We start from the raw sequence: 17,523 nt of genomic DNA on the forward strand, positions 1-17,523 counted from the left end.
ATTGACGAGTCTGGAAAAAGAAATCATCCGCTATTTTGAACAATTGGACCGCGGTTATTTTATGGATGAAAATAAAGAATTAGCCTTCTGGGATCAGGCATTTTCCATTGGTTATGGACAAACCATTTCACAACCGACGCTTGTTCTAAAAATGACGTTGGAACTGGACCTGTTTCCTGAATCCAGAGTATTGGAAGTTGGCACGGGCTCCGGTTTTCAAACTGCTTTACTCGCAGCATTTTCTGCGTCCGTCTATACCGTGGAACGCATTGGTTCCTTGCATGAGCAGGCAAAAGAAAGGCTAGGAGAAGCGGAATTTACAAACATACATTTTAAACACGGGGATGGAAACCAGGGTTGGAAAGAAAACGCTCCTTTTGATCGAATCATGGTGACAGCTGCTGCTCCCGACGTTCCGGAGTCACTCATCGGGCAGTTAAAGAATGGCGGAAAGATGATTATTCCTATCGGGAGTCCGCATAGCCAGAACTTGATGTTAATCGAAAAGGACGGAGAAGGTGAGATTTCGTCCAGTGCTATCGAACCGGTGGTGTTTGTAGGATTAGTGGGTGGAGAGGAGTAAGCAAAATGACACACAACGATAAATCTGTACGGGCGAAAGAGGTGTTCAAATATGAATGCTGATGTCATTGTCGCTGGAGCCGGACTTGCGGGTTTGGTCGCAACGGCCGAACTGGCGGATGCGGGGAAAAAAGTATTGCTTCTGGATCAAGAGCCGGAAACTTCCTTCGGCGGCCAAGCCTGGTGGTCATTTGGCGGCTTATTTTTAATCGATTCACCGGAGCAACGTCGCATGGGCATTAAGGATTCTAAGAAGCTGGCATGGCAGGATTGGATGGAGGCAGCGAGTTTCGACCGCGAAAAGGATGAAGATTATTGGGGGAAACAGTGGGCAGAAGCTTATCTGACCTTCGCAGCCGGGGAAAAACGTGAATGGCTACGTAACATGGGCATTCGTTTTTTTCCAGTCGTCAGTTGGGCGGAACGCGGGGGATCCCTTGCCGAAGGCCATGGAAATAGCCTCCCCCGTTTTCACATTACGTGGGGAACAGGCCCAGGACTGGTCGAGCCTTTCGCACGAAGCGTGCGCGAGCATATGAAAAACGGAAGGGTTGTTTTCCATTCGCGTCACCGTGTTGACGAGCTTATGATCCATAACGGTGCGGTTGTAGGCGTATGTGGTTCCAAACTCGCACCGAGTAACGTTTCCCGCGGAGAAGAAAGTTCACGGGAAATAATCGGAGATTTTGAATACCGATCTGAAGCTGTGCTCGTATCGAGCGGAGGCATTGGTGCGAACTTTGACTTGATCCGTCAAAATTGGCCGAGCCATCTCGGTGAACCTCCCAAGCGTATGATCTCAGGTGTGCCAGCCCATGTGGATGGACGCATGCTGACCATTACGGAAAATGCAGGTGGACGTATTGTCAACCGCGATCGTATGTGGCATTACACGGAAGGGATTCAAAACTGGAATCCGGTTTGGCCTAAGCACGGCATTCGTATTCTACCGGGACCTTCTTCGATTTGGCTGGATGCCCGAGGGCGCCGTTTACCGGCACCCAATTTCCCGGGCTTTGACACGTTGGCCACACTAGAGGCGATCCAACAGAGCGGCTATGACTACTCCTGGTTTATTTTAACGGAAAAGATCATTGAAAAAGAGTTTGCCTTATCGGGATCGGAACAAAATCCCGACTTAACCAATAAAAGCTTTACACAGGTGTTAAGCCGTGTGAAATCCGGAGCACCCGCTCCTGTACAAGCGTTTAAGGACAAGGGCGAGGATTTTATCGTTGCCGATACGTTGAAAGCACTCGTCTCCGGGATGAACAATCTTGTCGATGAAAAGCTATTAAATGCAGAAGAAATTGAAAAGCAAATTCGTGCGCGGGATCGTGCGTTGGAGAACAAATTTACGAAAGACTTGCAAATGAAGGCGCTTCGTGACGCTCGTACGTATTTCGGTGAAAAAATTAGCCGCGTGGCTACACCACATAGCATACTCGATCCGAAAAACGGTCCGTTGATCGCGGTACGCCTGAACATCCTCAGCCGTAAAACGTTAGGTGGACTGCAAACGAATCTATCAGGAGCTGTATTAAACAAAGCAGGGAATGCGATTCCCGGACTTTATGCCGCGGGAGAAGTCTCCGGATTCGGAGGCGGCGGCGTCCATGGATACCGATCACTGGAAGGAACATTTCTCGGTGGATGTCTGTTTACCGGTCGCACGGCAGGTCGTGCGATCGCGGACGATCTTGGATGATAATACGTCAATCTTTGAAAATGATTGACAGTTCCCTTTTGTGTTCAAAGCTCAAAATTCCCTCCACTAGGAATGCTTTTTATTTCTCTTTCGGAAACAGCAAAAATAGTTTATGATGGCTAGAAAGAACAGGGTCGGAAATGAATATTGGTAAATTAGGGACTGCTGAATAACGGAAAAAGACTGGTACATAAGCATTTTTCCGTTGGTGTTGTCAAAGCTGGATGCAAGGAAATCCATCCTATAAGCAAAAAAAACCTTGCACTTCTGGCAACGTACGGAGGGACGTTGCAATGGCGAGACTCCAGCGGAAAAACGGACGCGTCAAGATCCCGCAGCGCCGGTTTTGCGCGAGGAGGCTTAACCGTTCGTCCGCGGAAAGCGAAGCCATCCCGACTTCAGCTGATAGCGGCAAGCAAGTCGACACGATCTCAGAGCAAGTGGCCTCCAACACGGAAAAATTTATGGTGCTTGAGAATATCAAAGAAAAACTTGGTGAAATATCGGAAAAGGAATTGGCTCAGGAGACGGTATCCTGAGCTTTGTTGTTGAAAGAAGAAAAACAGCATGCCGAACGGGGAATTCATAAGGCAATGATACGAAAACAGAAATTTGGGTTCTAATCCTCAATGGACCACGGAATTGTTCCTGTCGTCATAAGATTACTAGAAATCATTCCCCCTTTCCTGTAAATTGGAAAGGAGGGGGGACGTGGCTGATCAAAAAAATGAATAAGAGGGGAAAACTTTCATGTGTGGGAGGAAGCAATATGACCATACGTAACGTTGTAATGATAGGTATTGGTGCCGTCGGTTCTGTGTATTCAAAGTTATTGCAAAGAAATCCGAAGATAAATCTTCAGTGTGTGATGGATCCAGAGCGTAAGCGTCGTTATGAAAATGAGGGCATTTATGTAAATAATGAACGTGTTCCATTGGCATACAAGACGGTTGAAGAATTAGTTCAACCTGTTGATTTATTTATTTTTTGTGTAAAAAATCCGCAAATGGAAGCTGCACTCGATTTGATTGAATCGCTTGTGAACGAGCAAAGTTTGTTTTTATCGTTGTTAAATGGTATCGATAGTGAAAATATGATTGCTGGTCGTTTCGGAAGAGAAAACGTGCTTTACGGCTTGGCGAATGGCATAGATGCAACGAAGGAAGGGCAAAAGATCGAGTATACACATCCTGGCATTTTATATTTTGGCGAAAAACGAAACGATAAGTTGTCCTCGCGGGTAGAGACGCTCAAAGCAATGTTTGATAAAGCGGAAATTCCGAATGCAATTCCAGAAGATATGGAACGCCAGCTTTGGCATAAATTCATGGTAAACACAGGCATAAACCCTGTAACCGCTATTATGAGGGCGACACATGGCATGCTTCGGGATTCTGAAGAGCTGATGGGTCTTACAAAAAGTGCGATGCGTGAAGTCGTACAAATTGCAAAAGCAAAAGAAATTTCATTGACAGCAAGAGACATTGACGACTTTTTCGAGGAAGTATGGACGAAGGTAGGGTACGACGGAAAATCTTCGATGCTTCAAGATATTGAAGCAGGACGAAAAACCGAAAATGACTTTTTCGCGAAGAGGGTTATGGAACTGGGAAAAGAATACAGCATCGACACGCCGATAAATGAGAGTTTATATGCGATGGTGAAGTATCTGGAAAAGCAATGAGGCACATAGAGGAGAACCCGAACATAACCCGAACATACCCGGAGGATGTTGTTTGAGCATTCCATTGACATTCCTCGCTTATACGTATAATCTGTTACTCAACAAGGACATAGGCGATGGAGTTCGCCATAACCGCCGTATCGTAGCGGCTAATGACTCCTGGCAGGCACTTTTAGGGTGCATTCTGTCAGGAGTTTTGTTTTGAAATAAAGGCACGTAGATCATGAAACGGGTGAATAAGTTGATGTATATAAATATGAAATGGAAAATGATATTTTCAATAGGAGTTGGAGGATCCCTGGGAACTTTATGTCGTTATCAATTCAATATGTGGACGCTATTTACGGCCTATCCATTGGGCACTCTTATGGAAAATTTACTCGCGAGTTTCTTGTTGGGAGGAGTGACAGGGTGGTTTTTCATTAGGAAAGGCACGGATTGGCTTAAAGCAGGGGTAGGAGTGGGCTTTTTAGGCTCATTTTCAACCATGTCCACCTTGGCGGCAGATACGGTTTTTTTACTACGGGATGATGTAAACTTCTCCTTTGTTTATTTGGCTATTTCTCTTTTTGGTGGTGTTGGACTTGCTCTGAGCGGCATGATGCTTGGGCGCTCAATAGGGAACGTTCGCAATGGGGAATCACCTCCCTCCAATGCTGAATAGTGGATGGGAGATCCATCTTTACATATACATTTGAAAGGAGAATCCATCGTCCATGGACATATTCATGCTTTCTATCAGTGGAGGAATAGGAGCCATCGCGCGGTATTTGCTTGGACAAGTCATCATGGGGAAATATCCGGACCCTCCTATTCCTGTGACCATGCTGAGCGTAAACATACTTGGCGCTCTTGGCTTAGGTCTTTTTTATGGTGCTTATTTTCGTTCCATTCCGATGTATGCCTATGATGACCTCTGGTTCCTCATTTTGGGCATTGGCTTTTTTGGAGCTTTTACTACGTTCTCGACATTCAGCATGGAAGCGTTGGAACTTTTACGTAAAAAATCCTATCGGAAATTCGTTTGGTATGTAGCTATTTCTCTTTTGGGCAGTATTGTCATGTTTAGTGCGGGCTACAGTCTGGGATTATGGATTTGGTAGATAATGTTCGATTTTCATAGATGGTGGTTAAGAGCCCTTGTTTTATTTAAGAATTTTTTAAGAATGGCTTAAGAGTGTTTTTATCATTGGATTGTATGATAAAGACAGCGTTCAAAACAAGGGAGGGAACCATTTGGGAAGAATAAATCAAAGCGTTCGTATAGGAAGAATCGTTTACCTTGTATTAGCCATTATTTTTGCATTAAGTATAGCCACTCAGATTTTATTTGCAGGCATGGCTATATTTATAAACCCGGTGAATTGGATGAAGCACATGATATTTGTTCATTTATTTGGGTTTAATATACCGATTTTCATGTTGGCCTTTGCATTTATCGGTGCATTGCCGCGCTGGGCATACGGACAGTTGTTTGGGACTCTAATTTTGATGTTCTTCATGTATTTTACCGCAAATATGACAACTATTTTACCGTGGTTTGGCGCGATGCATCCTCTTTTTGGCGTGCTACTAGTTGTATTGTCCTGCACAATGGTTTTAAAGATATGGAAATTCACATTCGATCACAAAAAAAATCAGATGGGAGAAGCATAATATGAGAACTTTTTTAGGAATACTTGTTGGTTTAATCGGAGGATTTGTTCTTGGTATCGCGTTATCAAGTTTTATTGGAGTGTTGGGAATGGCATTATTTAACGAGCCAATGGGAATTAAATATCTTCCTTATTTTACAGCCATTATGTGTGCCGTGGTTGTGCCGATTATTGACCAAAAGAATCTGAAATCAGATTAGTGATATGCTAAACTTCTCTTAACGACTAGCTTACGTTCACAGTTGCTCGTTTCAATCGATGTAAGAAGTAGGTGAAGCCCGTGTCCATTAAGCAACGATTGCTATTATCTAATATAGGGATGATTGTGCTTCCGATTGTTGGGTTTTTATTAGTCGAAATCGTATTGGGATACGTTATGTTTGTCATTTTGAATGGCAGTTTAGAAGGTTCGGATTTACAACTATTTTTAAATGTGAGATTTATTGGGATTATACTCATTTTGATTATTACGAATGGACTGTTAACGTATTATGTGTCCAGAAGTATCATTACACCGATAAAACACTTAACGCTATCGGCAAAGAAGATTCGTGAAGGCGATTTAGAATATAGTGTTGCAACGAATAAGAAAGATGAGCTTGGTGAGCTTTCCAATACGTTTGAAGCATTGAGGTTAAGCTTGAAACAAGCAAAAGCGGATCAAGCAAAGTATGAGCGCAATCGCCAGGAGCTGGTCGCGAGTATTTCCCATGATTTATCAACACCTTTGACATCAATAAAAGGCCACATTAAAGGAATTCAAGATGGAGTTGCAAATACTCCGGACAAACTGGAACGTTATATGAATATCATTTATAAAACGGCCAATGAGATGGATGGCCTTATTGGAAATTTACTCCAATATTCCAAATTGGATATCGAACGAGTACCGTTTGCGTTTGAAGAAGTGGATTTGTATTCTTTTTTCACTGATTTTATTGATGAATTGGCTTTTGATCTGGAACGAGAAGAAGGAATGGCTCGTTTGAAAGCTGATAAAAATGATGATTATATAGTGAAAGCAGACCGTGAGCAATTAAGACGCGTCGTGACCAATATTGTCCAAAACAGCCTGAAATATATGGATAAAGAGCGTAAGATGATTGAGGTCTATTTAAAATCGGAGCCCCACCAAGTTAAGGTTGAAATAAAAGATAATGGACGAGGAATCGCCAAGAAAGATATTCTCCACATTTTCGAAAGCTTTTACCGAACAGACACGTCAAGAAACTCCTCCACAGGGGGAAGTGGACTTGGGCTGGCCATTGTAAAAAAAATAATGGGACAGCATGGTGGTAAGGTTTGGGCTGATAGTAAGCAAGGGGAAGGCACAAGTATTTATTTTACATTAAAGAAGGTGTCGTCTTGAAAAAGATGTTAATCATTGAGGACGAGATGCATATTGCGGAATTGGAAAGAGATTATTTGCAAGTGAACGGGTATTCCTCAGACATTGCCATGACGGGTGAAGAAGGATTGAAACTAGCGAATGAAAACAATTATGATCTTATTATTCTGGACTTAATGCTGCCTGGTGTTGATGGATTTTACATTTGCAGGAAACTTCGAGATAGATTGGATATTCCCATTTTAATGGTGACCGCGCGAAAGGAAGACATTGATAAAATACGTGGGTTTGATCGTGGTGCTGATGATTATATCCAGAAGCCTTTTAATCCGAGTGAGCTTGTCGCGAGAGTGAAAGCTCACTTGTCCAGATATGAACGGCTTGTGAAAAAGAATAGTGAACCAAATGAAATTCGTATAAAAGGCCTGCACATTGACATGAATTCACGTAGGCTTTATGTCAACGGAAAAGAAAAAAATTTACGCGCGAAAGAGTTTGATTTGTTGGTATTGTTCGCTTCTAATCTAGACCACGTGTTTACGAAAGAAGATTTATTTGAGCGGATTTGGGGAATCGACTCATTCGGAGATATTACGACCGTAACTGTTCATATTCGAAAATTAAGGGAAAAAATAGAAGAAGATCCCTCCAATCCAAAGTATATTCAAACAATATGGGGAGTAGGCTATCGGTTTAAAAAATAAAGAGATGTGCCCAAAACGAAGTTCATAGTGAGCTTCGTTTTGGGCAAGCAAAAAAAACAAAATTATTCAAATTTTAGAGATTACACCACCGGGTACCGGGAAAGCTGCAGGCTCTTATGTTAGGGAATGCTGAACAACTTGCAGCTATCAGCTGAAGCCGGGATGCCGCTTCCATGGCTTCGCTTTCCGCGGACGAACGGTCAAGCCTCCTCGCGCAAAACCGGCGCTGCGGGGGCTTGACGCGTCCGTTTTTCCGCTGGAGCCTCGCCATTGCAGCACCGTCCCTCCGTACGTTGCCAGAAGTGCAAGGGTTTTTTTGTTTATAGGATGGATTTCCTTGCATCCAGCTTTGACAACACCAACGGAAAATGCTTATGTGTCAGTCTTTTTCCGTTATTCAGCAGTCCCTATGTTACGAAACCATTGACTCATCGATATGGAAACCAGTTGGTGGGTTGATTGAAATTACTCATGAAGACTTTTCACTCTTAATTTTTTTGAATATTAAAATAAAATGCCCAAGCAGTTTTATTTTTGAGAGAGTTGAATGACTCGATCACTGATTGGGCGGGCACTAAAATGGAAAAATGAATGTGTAGTGAGGGCACAATGGTTTTTCTACACAGGTGTAACATTATATTTTAGCTGTTTTCTACTAGCGGCTCCTTAATCCAACCCCTCAAACGGAGGAAAAGGGAGTCTAAGAGGAATTACTGTCTCCCGTGCAATCATAAGTTGACAATGATAATCATTTTCAATTAATATGAAAAGGAACGATGTTATAATCTCCGATCTTGCCCATCACATGATCCAGTTATTCATAGCAGGGAGAAGATAGATATGGGAAAAAAGAGCATAATGATGGTGTTTTGTTGCCTTACGTTGGCGGGATGTGGGAATGGATCTTCTGAGGAAACCGATCGCACGGTTCATATTGACGGCGAAGATGTTGAAGTGCCCGATGATCCTGAACGTATTGTCACCGATTTTTACGCCGGCGAATTGTTAACTGTTGATGCCAATGTCGTGGGGGCGGGATCGATCGCGTTTGATAATCCTTTCCTTGAAGAGGAACTCGCAGAGGTTGAAGATATCGGGGAGCCACCTAATGTGGAAAAAATTCTGGAGCTGGATCCGGACTTAATTGTGGCGATGTATGATGATAATCTTGAGCAATTAGAGCAAATTGCCCCGACGGTACATATTCCATATAACACAGCGACCAACGTTGAAGAGATGACGGAAATGTTTGGAGACATTGTAGGGGCTGAAGAGGAAGCACAGACATTCTTAAATGACTATCACGATAAGACCGAAGAGGCTCGAGAGGACATAAAGGATCACGTTCCCGCAAATGCGACCTTTGGACTTTACGAAATTACGAATGACAATGAGTTATATGTTTTTGGGGAAAATTTCGGCCGCGGTGGTCAAGTATTATATGACGCTTTGGATTTAGATGCCCCTGACATTATTGAAGACGAAGTCATGAATGAAGAAGATGTGCTTATGCTCTCTCAAGAAGTGGTTCCCGAATATGCGGCGGATTATATGTTTCTCACGAGTTATGATCCGGAAAATCAGCATCATGCCAAAGATCAGCTAGAGAGTTCATCCGTTTGGCAAGGATTAGATGCCGTACAACAAGGACGTTATCGTCTCAATGATTATGACACTTTTTATCCTTACGATCCCATTTCCGTCTACCATCAGATTGATTTATTTGTGGATATGATTAGGGAAATGGAAGCCGATGGTTAAATGAGAAAGAAGGATTGGCCCTAAATGGTGAATCAGAAGCCTCCGACGTCGAAGCAGGTTCGCGCAAAACCGATGGCTGTTACCATGATCATGGTTGCCGGCACGATACTCTTAGTTTGCGCAGGTGTGATTTCTATTACTCTAGGCGCGGCCAGTATTACGCCTGAGACAGTGTGGCAAACCATCGTAGCTTATGATGAGTCGCTCACAGACCACCAAATTATTCAAGAAATACGCCTCCCAAGGGTAGTTGGTGCTGTGCTGATAGGGAGCTTTCTCGCTATTTCGGGAGCACTGATGCAAGGGATGACAAGGAACCCCCTTGCAGAGCCTTCGATTATTGGGATTACAGATGGGGCGGCTTTAGCGCTCGCGATCATGTTTGCCTTCTTCCCGAGCGTGCCTTATGCCGGTTCCTTATTTGCGGCATTTATCGGGGCTGGTGTGGGAACGGCGCTTGTTTTTCTTGTCGGTTCGTTGGCGAAGGGAGGATTAACGCCAGCTAAACTTGCGCTAGCCGGGGTCACGATTGGTGCTTTTTTAAGCGCTATATCTTCAGGTATTGCAATCTATTTTGATGTCGCCCAAGATTTAAGTTTCTGGTTTGCCGGTGGTCTGGCTAACATCGATTGGCCACGCGTCCAGCTTATGCTTCCCGTTGCGTTAATCGGGATGGTTATAGCTCTTTGGTTAGCCCGTTCGATCACCATTTTAAGTTTGGGAAAAGATGTAGCTCAAGGTTTAGGACAACGCACAGTTATGGTTCGAACGGTGGGCATCGTGGCCGTGATGCTCATGACAGGCGCTGCCGTTGCTGTTGCCGGCACCATTGGTTTTATTGGCTTAGTCATTCCCCATATCACCCGCGCTTTAGTTGGTCTTGATTACCGTTATATCGTTCCGTGTTCGGCCATTCTTGGCAGTTTACTATTGATCGTAGCGGATATTCTGGTTCGCCTTGTCAATGCGCCTTACGAAACGCCGGTGGGAGCGATAACGGCCTTAGTCGGCGTTCCTTTTTTTCTTTATCTTGCTCGCAAAGAAGGGAGGGGCGTCTGACATGAAGCGAACCATATGGATTTATGTGGCCATCGTAGGGCTAATTATTTGTGTTTTTCTCTTAAGTTTGCAAATGGGAACGATGACGATTGCTCCTCTTGATGTTTGGCGAACAATGATGGGAGAGGGCACTGACCAGCACGCGCTCGTTTTATTCGAATTTCGATTGCCAAGAATGGTGACTGCTTTGTTGGTGGGGGCTGGATTAGCGATTTCAGGGGCGATTTTACAAAGTCTTTCCCGTAACGAATTAGCCGATCCGGGCATTCTTGGCATCAACGCGGGGGCCGGTTTGGCGGTTGTCCTTTTCATTTATTTTTTTCAAGGGTCAAGCACGTCGTTGGGTGAGACGGTCTTTGCGCTTCCCATTTTCGCGTTTGTCGGTGCGCTCACGGCAGCATTTCTCATCTATACACTTGCTTGGAAAAAGGGCGTTACCCCCATTCGGTTAGTTCTCGTCGGCATTGGGTTAAATGCAGGATTTACAGCGATTCTGATCGTTTTTCAATTGCGCATGAATCCCGATGACTTTATGCAAGCCACAGTTTGGCTCAACGGGGATATCTGGGGAACGAGTTGGACCAGCACACTTGCGGTTTTGCCGTGGATGCTCCTTCTCATCCCCCTCGTGATGGCACAGGCGAGGAACCTGAATGTTATGCGGTTAGGGGATCCATCGGCGGTATCATTAGGGATCAAGGTTGAACGTACACGTCGCCGTTTGCTCGTATGGGCGGTCATGTTGGCGGGGGCGTCGGTGTCTGTTGGCGGGGCGATTTCGTTCCTTGGGCTTGTAGCCCCTCACATTGCTCGTCGTCTTGTTGGTCCGCGCCACCAGGTCATGATTCCGACAGCTGCTATGATGGGGGCCTTAATCCTGCTATTCGCGGATATGGTCGGCCGCAATCTTCTCTCTCCATCAGAAATACCCGTAGGCATTGTTGTGGCGGTTATTGGCGCTCCGTATTTTCTGTATTTACTCATGAAAACCCCATAGTGAGGTGAAACAATGACACGTCTAGAAGCCAATCATCTATCGATCCGTTATGAAAAAGAAGCCATCGTCGATGATCTGACAATGTACATTCCGGAAGGAAAAATCACAACCATCATCGGGCCGAACGGCTGCGGAAAATCGACGATTTTAAAAACGTTAGCTCGCGTAATGAAAGCATCAAAAGGAGCCGTTTATTTAGATGGGAAATCAATTCATACGCAACCGACGAAACAGATTGCGCAAAAAATGGCCGTACTGCCGCAATCACCAGAAGCACCAAGTGGATTAAAAGTACGAGAGCTTGTGGCATACGGGAGACATCCTCATCAAAAAGGATTTGCAGCGTTGCGCAAACAAGATTACGACATGATTGCTCTTGCGCTCGAACAGACCGGCTTGGAAGCTTTGGCTGATAGACCTATAGATACCCTATCCGGTGGTCAACGACAGCGCGTATGGATTGCCATGGCGCTTGCCCAGCAAACGGACTTGTTGCTGCTTGATGAGCCGACAACGTATTTGGATCTCGCTCATCAGCTGGAAGTTCTGCAGGTCTTACAGCATTTAAACGAACAACAAGGGCGCACGATCGTGTTGGTTGTTCATGATATCAATCATGCCTCTCGTTTTGCTGATCATATGGTGGCGTTACGGGAAGGAGCGATCGTGCAAGAAGGCGTGCCCGAGGAGGTGATGAGTGCCCAAGTCTTACGTGATGTTTTCCACATTCATGCGGATGTTGTTTCTGATCCGAGGAATGGGAAACCGGTTTGTTTAAGCTATGATTTGTTGAGTCATACAGATTCCCAACAAGCATCGCAAAATTTTTATTCGTTAGGAGGGAAGCACGGTGCTGGATAGCGCGTGTTATGACGTTACGATTATAGGTGGAGGTCCGGCAGGCTTATACGCTGCTTTTTATAGTGGAATGCGCGATTTGAAGACGAAAGTCATTGAATATGAAGAAGAGCTTGGCGGAAAAGTGAACGTATATAAGGAGAAAACCATTTGGGATGTTGGAGGGTTACCGCCAACAAGTGGCGCTCAGCTTATTTCACATCTTATCGACCAATCCTTAACGTTCCATCCTACGATTGCGTTAGGCGAGCAGGTCATAGACATACAGAAAATGGATAATGGCTATTTTCAAATAAAAACGGATCAAAATCATGAGCATTATTCAAAAACCATTATCTTGGCTACAGGGTATGGGATCTTGCGACAAGCGAAGTTAAACTTAGAAGGGGCGGAGAAATTTGAAACGTCGAACCTTCACTATACGGTAAAGGATCTGGAACAATTCCGAGGAGAACATGTTGTGATTTCGGGTGGGGGGAATTCGGCGGTCGACTGGGCCAATGAACTTGAACCGGTGGCTAAAAGTGTTACGGTTGTGCATCGACGTCATCATTTTGGAGGGCACGAGAAATTTGTGACTAGGATGCGGCATTCTTCGGTGGATATTCTGACCCCCTATGCCATTGACGATATCAAAACGTGTCCGGATGGTTGTTGTATCGAACAGGTGGGATTGAAACACTGTGAAAACGGAAAATGTCAATGGCGCAAGACAGATGCGGTTCTCATCCATCATGGGTATCAACCGGATTTGACTTTTCTTGATCACCATCCCCAGGATTTACAAGTGGAAGAACGCCGATTGCGCACTTCTAATCAAATGGAAACGGCAGCGTCGGGAATATTCGCAGCTGGTGATATATCAAATCATGCAAGCAGTATTCCACTTATTGCCGGGGCTTTTACGGAGGCTGGATTAGCTGTCAATGCCGCAAAGCTTTATATCCACCCTGAAGCCGACCGTTATGCACGTGTCTCTTCCCACAATGATCGCTTTAAAAAATCAAAAAGTGGTTGATTAGAATCTGATCGATTGAGTAACTCACGGGTTAAGGCTTTTCCTGGACCTGAATCTTTTATCAAGATGAACGAAGGGGATATACGACTACCACAGGGATATTCGGTTAACATTGTTCATCCCCCCATCTGCACAAAGTAAAAGCTATAAAAGGTTAGCCAAAACAGCAACCAGATACCAATCTTCAAGCGTAATCCGATGGGCCTTAGCAACCATTGACTAAGGCCCCATGCGAGCAATCCGGCAAGAAGAAAACGTACCACACGCGCCGGGACGCTAATGAGCAAAAAGAAAAGGAGAGATATGTCTGCTTCAGCGGCGTAGCTGGCATAAATTTTATAAGGTATGCCTTGAGTAGGGCCTAGGATAATCGCTTGCCAGCCTGCCGTCTGTAACTCTTCGCGAACCTCTTCAATTAAAGCGTCATCAATCGCCGGTATCATGACGAGGAGTTGCCGCGTGTGATCAGCAAACCATACTCCCGTGATGTACATCAGGCATCCCCCGATTAAAGCTCCGCCAAGCGCCCACAAGCATAAACGAACGACCATCCGGATTCGATTTGAGAGAGCCCCATAGGTAATGAGCACATCGGGGACGATGAAGAAGAGTGTCGCTTCTGCCCACCCCCACACGCCAGACCAGTACTTCATTCCCATTCGCCGTAGTTCCCTTCTTCTCTCAACATACGAAAGCGATCACTGGCGGCAGCCATAAATTGCTCGCGGTCCCCCTGCCAATAAAGCGGTTTCCCAATATGAATATTCGCGGTAAACGGGACGATTAATGGGTCTCCTTTCGGCATCGCCTTTCCTAATCCGTGTGTAAATATGGGATAAACGGGGACATGTGGGTGACGTTTAATCAAATGAGCCAGCCCGCTTTTCAGTTCCGTCATTTGCTCCGGTTCTCCGCGTGTGCCTTCAGGGAAGAAAATAAGCACCTCACCTCGGTCAAGCGCAGCTGATAACGGTTCAAGCGGATCCTTTTCTTTTTTGCCGCCACGTCTTGCAATCGGGATGATGTTCATAATATTGGTGGCAAACCAAGCAAGCCAGCGTGTTTTGAAAAAATAATCAGCAGCGGCAATCGGACGGATGTTGGGCAATTTGCTGAGAGGAAACAGATTCATCAATAGTGGTGTATCCATATGACTGTTGTGATTGGCGATCATCACCGCAGGTCCATCCTTAGGCAGCCGTTCCGGATGATGGAGATTAATGCCGAGCACAATGAGCAATATCGGTTTTACCATAAGAATAAAAAAGAGCTTTTGTAACCGAGGCATAGTGCCACCGCCTTTTTAACCGTTTTGTCGAGAAGTCCCCTTCAAAATCTTTGATTTAGTTGGAGAGAGAGGTTCACTAAAAGAAATTTGTAAAATGGAAAAATAACGGTGCAGTGTAAGTCAAGCTGTCGATCCGATCCAAGATTCCCCCGTGGCCCGGCAGTGCCTTTCCGCTATCTTTGATACCGATATCCCGTTTTAAGGCTGAAATATTCACATCCCCGATAAAACCGAAGATGCTGATCAATACCCCGCTGCCAATAGCAGCGACCCAAGTAAAAGGCGTGAGCAAGGGAGCAAGTAAAAGGGCAAGAAGCACAGTGACTCCGATACCGCCAAGAAATCCTGCCCACGTTTTGTTCGGACTAACGGCCGGGACAATTTTTCGCTTGCCAAACATTTTTCCGAATAAAAATTGCGAGACATCGTTTAATTGCGTGAGAATGACCAAATAGATAATAAAACCGGCACCGCCTGCCAACGGGTTCATCGCTTCAGGAAGTGCGAGAAAATAAGCCAGGTGGCTTAAGCCGAAAACCATCAGCATGATTCCCCAATGGATTGCACCGATGGACTTCAGAAAACCCTTCGTCTGACCAATAAACACCATCACAATCGGCAAAAATAAGAACATATAAATAGGGATGAAGATGATGAACATGCCATACCACTCCATATAAATCCACAAAAATTGAATGGGAATAGAAAGGTAGGCGAAAAACAAAACTTTGCGATCTGCCCGTCGTGTCGGGACCATCGAAAAGTATTCTTTCAAAGCCAAATATGTAAGGAAAGCAAAAAATACGAGTGATATGTTTTCGTGAATCAACGTCGCGATGGAAAAGACTATCGCCATAAACCACCAGGAGCGAATACGATCGCCGATCTCGCTGAAATTTTTTTCCGGTTTCGATCGTTTCAGAAGACCATTAACAATACTTGCGATAATCAAAAGCACAAAAATCCCGAGCAATACTTGGACAAGAGGGCTTGCCCAAACATTCATATCTAAAATGGTCTGCATAACATCCGATAATAATGTCATTTATGACTGAACCTCCTTTAAAGCACGGTTTGCACGATTAAATGTTGTTAAAATTAAGAGCAAAAGTAATGCAGCGATCACGATGGTGTAGATAACCGTCGGGAATGAGAAAAAATAAATCAACAGAGACAACACACCAAACGCAAACGCACGATCACTTTTACCCATTGGACCATCATAACGCCTGCTCCCACCAATAACAGTACCAAGAATTCCCGTTACTTCCGTCACAAGCGCTAAAACGACGAGAGAGACGACAAAAGCAGAAGATGTATCAAGAATGAGGGCAAAAGGCAAATAAATGGCTGCATCGGAAACAATGTCTCCCAATTCGTTTAGGATGGATCCTAAGGAAGATTCCATCTTATGCTCGCGGGCAAGCATCCCATCAATGGCATTCAACATCATTCGAAAAAATAGAAAAGCAGGGACGAGTAGAATTATCCAGTTATAGGAGGGATATAGAAGCAAAAGGATCCCGAGCGCGACTGAGAGGACAGCGGCACTGATTGTAACAAAATTTGCTGTTACTCCTATTTTTGCCAATCCTCTCACAAGCGGGCGTAATAATTGTTGAAATTTAGGTTTCAATTCGTAGATACTCACCACAGCAAGATGTCCTCCTAAAATTAAATGGATCTTATATTGAGCATATCGGATGTTAGTAATTGGACAAGGGACGATAAGCCTATTTTCTAGGTTTTTCTTCATCCCTTGCATTTATCAAAAAGGAAAACGATAATTTCAGTAACGGGAGGGGTACAATGCAAGCGATACTATTCGATTTTGATGGAACACTCGCCAACACTTTGCCAGTGGTGCAGCATGCTTTTCAAACAGCTTTTAAAACTTTTGACGGGAAAAACCTCTCGGCGCAAGAGGTCATGTCTATGTTTGGTCCGTCAGAGACAGAGATTATTAGGCGCAACCTCGCGAATCAGGCGGAAAATGATGCCATCGAAATGTATTATGAAGTATATAAAAAGAACCATGCCGAGTTGGTACATAAAAATGAGGGCATCCACAATTTGTTGCGTTCATTGAAAAGCGATCAAGGGTTAAAAGTGGGGATTGTCACGGGAAAAGCGAGGCGAAGTTTGGATCTATCGTTGGAAGCGCTTGGGATGGAACATTTTTTTGATGTTATCATTACCGGCGATGATGTTGAATGTCCAAAGCCGGATCCGGAAGGGATACAGCAAGCGCTCTCCATCGTAAAAGTGAATTCTGATCAGGCAATGTTTCTCGGTGATAGTGACGCGGATATTGAAGCAGGACTCGCTGCCAATGTGTACACGATTGGGGTGCAATGGCTTCCGGAATATCAAACAGCAGATTTTAAGCAGCAGCCTCATCGTATTTTAAAGCGAATAGAGGAATTTAATAATCTCTAGCTTGCTGCCTGCCATCTGCAGAAGCGAATGGTACCAATCGTGTCGCGATTGTCGTTCAGACGATTACTGCGGTTATGGCTTTTCAAACGCCACGGAAACTGTTAGGATTACTTATATTTTCAAGTTACCGAGCAATTAAACTATATTTTGATTTCGGGGTTTTGCTTGTTATCAGATCCTGTAATAGGCCACAGGCAAAATGATTTATATGAATGCTTGCCTATATTGCAGAGATATATGCCACGGTCATATAATGAAGGTAAAGTGTTGAATGTGTATAAAATTTACAAGAAAAAAGGGCGAGTGGGTGATCGAAAAATGTTGGAAGCGATATTGAAAAAAGTGACTGATGCGGAGAGGTATGGAAGCAAAGTTTGAATGGTTTGAAACGAAGGTCGAAGGAATTGAAATGACATTAGCAG

At 44.5% G+C, this 17,523-nt stretch carries 21 protein-coding genes and 1 riboswitch; of the genes, 16 read left to right on the forward strand and 5 right to left on the reverse strand.

What is annotated here, in order from left to right; genetic code table 11:
- Nucleotide 1 precedes the first annotated feature (1 nt).
- From HUG20_RS08975 to HUG20_RS09020, 10 genes are all read left to right on the forward strand, one after another.
- Nucleotides 2-583 carry a protein-L-isoaspartate(D-aspartate) O-methyltransferase gene (locus HUG20_RS08975; RefSeq protein WP_200090180.1) on the forward strand — a complete coding sequence of 194 codons (582 nt, stop codon included), beginning with the start codon at nucleotides 2-4 and terminating at the stop codon, nucleotides 581-583.
- 51 nt (nucleotides 584-634) lie between these two features.
- The gene (locus HUG20_RS08980) at nucleotides 635-2,290 is read left to right on the forward strand and encodes an FAD-binding dehydrogenase (RefSeq protein ID WP_200090181.1); all 1,656 of its coding nucleotides are present in this window, start codon (nucleotides 635-637) and stop codon (nucleotides 2,288-2,290) included.
- Between the two features lie 293 nt (nucleotides 2,291-2,583).
- Nucleotides 2,584-2,829 (forward strand): hypothetical protein, encoded by a 246-nt coding sequence (locus HUG20_RS08985; RefSeq protein ID WP_200090182.1) that lies wholly within the window; start codon nucleotides 2,584-2,586, stop codon nucleotides 2,827-2,829.
- Between the two features lie 230 nt (nucleotides 2,830-3,059).
- Nucleotides 3,060-3,974, forward strand: coding sequence for a ketopantoate reductase family protein (locus HUG20_RS08990; protein WP_200090183.1), 915 nt, complete (start codon nucleotides 3,060-3,062; stop codon nucleotides 3,972-3,974).
- A 103-nt stretch (nucleotides 3,975-4,077) separates the two neighbouring features.
- Nucleotides 4,078-4,143: riboswitch (Fluoride riboswitch) on the forward strand.
- Between the two features lie 75 nt (nucleotides 4,144-4,218).
- On the forward strand, nucleotides 4,219-4,638 hold the full coding sequence (locus tag HUG20_RS08995; RefSeq protein ID WP_200090184.1) for a fluoride efflux transporter FluC: 420 nt from the start codon (nucleotides 4,219-4,221) through the stop codon (nucleotides 4,636-4,638).
- Nucleotides 4,639-4,690: 52 nt separating this feature from the next.
- On the forward strand, nucleotides 4,691-5,077 hold the full coding sequence (gene crcB / locus HUG20_RS09000; protein WP_200090185.1) for a fluoride efflux transporter CrcB: 387 nt from the start codon (nucleotides 4,691-4,693) through the stop codon (nucleotides 5,075-5,077).
- A gap of 133 nt (nucleotides 5,078-5,210) precedes the next feature.
- A complete protein-coding gene (locus HUG20_RS09005; protein ID WP_246476595.1) occupies nucleotides 5,211-5,630 on the forward strand; it encodes a DUF6220 domain-containing protein in 420 nt (139 codons plus the stop codon).
- 1 nt (nucleotide 5,631) lies between these two features.
- Nucleotides 5,632-5,829 (forward strand): DUF5957 family protein, encoded by a 198-nt coding sequence (locus HUG20_RS09010; RefSeq protein WP_200090186.1) that lies wholly within the window; start codon nucleotides 5,632-5,634, stop codon nucleotides 5,827-5,829.
- 176 nt (nucleotides 5,830-6,005) lie between these two features.
- Complete coding sequence (locus tag HUG20_RS09015; RefSeq protein WP_246476596.1) at nucleotides 6,006-6,998, forward strand: sensor histidine kinase; 993 nt, start codon at nucleotides 6,006-6,008, stop codon at nucleotides 6,996-6,998.
- The gene (locus HUG20_RS09020) at nucleotides 6,995-7,681 is read left to right on the forward strand and encodes a response regulator transcription factor (protein WP_200090188.1); all 687 of its coding nucleotides are present in this window, start codon (nucleotides 6,995-6,997) and stop codon (nucleotides 7,679-7,681) included. The genes HUG20_RS09015 and HUG20_RS09020 overlap by 4 nt, the downstream gene beginning before the upstream one ends.
- A 147-nt stretch (nucleotides 7,682-7,828) precedes the next feature.
- On the opposite strand, the gene HUG20_RS19455 is transcribed toward HUG20_RS09020, so the two are convergent.
- A complete protein-coding gene (locus HUG20_RS19455; protein ID WP_281392545.1) occupies nucleotides 7,829-7,960 on the reverse strand; it encodes a hypothetical protein in 132 nt (43 codons plus the stop codon).
- Between the two features lie 561 nt (nucleotides 7,961-8,521).
- Between HUG20_RS19455 and HUG20_RS09025 the strand changes: the two genes are divergently transcribed.
- The 5 genes from HUG20_RS09025 to HUG20_RS09045 are packed head-to-tail and all read left to right on the forward strand — an operon-like array spanning nucleotide 8,522 to nucleotide 13,374.
- On the forward strand, nucleotides 8,522-9,442 hold the full coding sequence (locus tag HUG20_RS09025; RefSeq protein ID WP_200090189.1) for an iron-hydroxamate ABC transporter substrate-binding protein: 921 nt from the start codon (nucleotides 8,522-8,524) through the stop codon (nucleotides 9,440-9,442).
- 24 nt (nucleotides 9,443-9,466) lie between these two features.
- Nucleotides 9,467-10,501, forward strand: a complete 1,035-nt coding sequence (locus HUG20_RS09030; protein ID WP_200090190.1) for a FecCD family ABC transporter permease — start codon at nucleotides 9,467-9,469, stop codon at nucleotides 10,499-10,501.
- A gap of 1 nt (nucleotide 10,502) precedes the next feature.
- Nucleotides 10,503-11,498: a FecCD family ABC transporter permease gene (locus HUG20_RS09035; RefSeq protein WP_200090191.1), complete on the forward strand. Its 996-nt coding sequence runs from the start codon at nucleotides 10,503-10,505 to the stop codon at nucleotides 11,496-11,498.
- A gap of 12 nt (nucleotides 11,499-11,510) precedes the next feature.
- A complete protein-coding gene (locus HUG20_RS09040; protein ID WP_200090192.1) occupies nucleotides 11,511-12,359 on the forward strand; it encodes an ABC transporter ATP-binding protein in 849 nt (282 codons plus the stop codon).
- Nucleotides 12,352-13,374, forward strand: a complete 1,023-nt coding sequence (locus HUG20_RS09045; RefSeq protein WP_425504116.1) for an NAD(P)/FAD-dependent oxidoreductase — start codon at nucleotides 12,352-12,354, stop codon at nucleotides 13,372-13,374. The genes HUG20_RS09040 and HUG20_RS09045 overlap by 8 nt, the downstream gene beginning before the upstream one ends.
- 116 nt (nucleotides 13,375-13,490) lie before the next feature.
- On the opposite strand, the gene HUG20_RS09050 is transcribed toward HUG20_RS09045, so the two are convergent.
- From HUG20_RS09050 to HUG20_RS09065, 4 genes are all read right to left on the reverse strand, one after another.
- Nucleotides 13,491-14,033, reverse strand: coding sequence for a hypothetical protein (locus HUG20_RS09050; RefSeq protein ID WP_200090194.1), 543 nt, complete (start codon nucleotides 14,031-14,033; stop codon nucleotides 13,491-13,493).
- Entirely contained in the window at nucleotides 14,024-14,662 is a 639-nt protein-coding gene (locus HUG20_RS09055) for a lysophospholipid acyltransferase family protein (RefSeq protein WP_200090195.1), read from the reverse strand. The genes HUG20_RS09050 and HUG20_RS09055 overlap by 10 nt, the downstream gene beginning before the upstream one ends.
- A gap of 76 nt (nucleotides 14,663-14,738) precedes the next feature.
- A complete protein-coding gene (locus tag HUG20_RS09060; protein ID WP_246476597.1) occupies nucleotides 14,739-15,707 on the reverse strand; it encodes a phosphatidate cytidylyltransferase in 969 nt (322 codons plus the stop codon).
- Nucleotides 15,708-16,316 carry a CDP-alcohol phosphatidyltransferase family protein gene (locus tag HUG20_RS09065; protein ID WP_246476598.1) on the reverse strand — a complete coding sequence of 203 codons (609 nt, stop codon included), beginning with the start codon at nucleotides 16,314-16,316 and terminating at the stop codon, nucleotides 15,708-15,710.
- Between the two features lie 155 nt (nucleotides 16,317-16,471).
- On the opposite strand from HUG20_RS09065, the gene HUG20_RS09070 reads away from it, so the two are divergent.
- Nucleotides 16,472-17,101, forward strand: coding sequence for an HAD family hydrolase (locus tag HUG20_RS09070; RefSeq protein ID WP_200090197.1), 630 nt, complete (start codon nucleotides 16,472-16,474; stop codon nucleotides 17,099-17,101).
- The last annotated feature ends 422 nt before the right edge of the window (nucleotides 17,102-17,523 follow it).

This window comes from Salicibibacter cibi, assembly GCF_016495865.1.
GTDB lineage: Bacteria > Bacillota > Bacilli > Bacillales > Marinococcaceae > Salicibibacter > Salicibibacter cibi.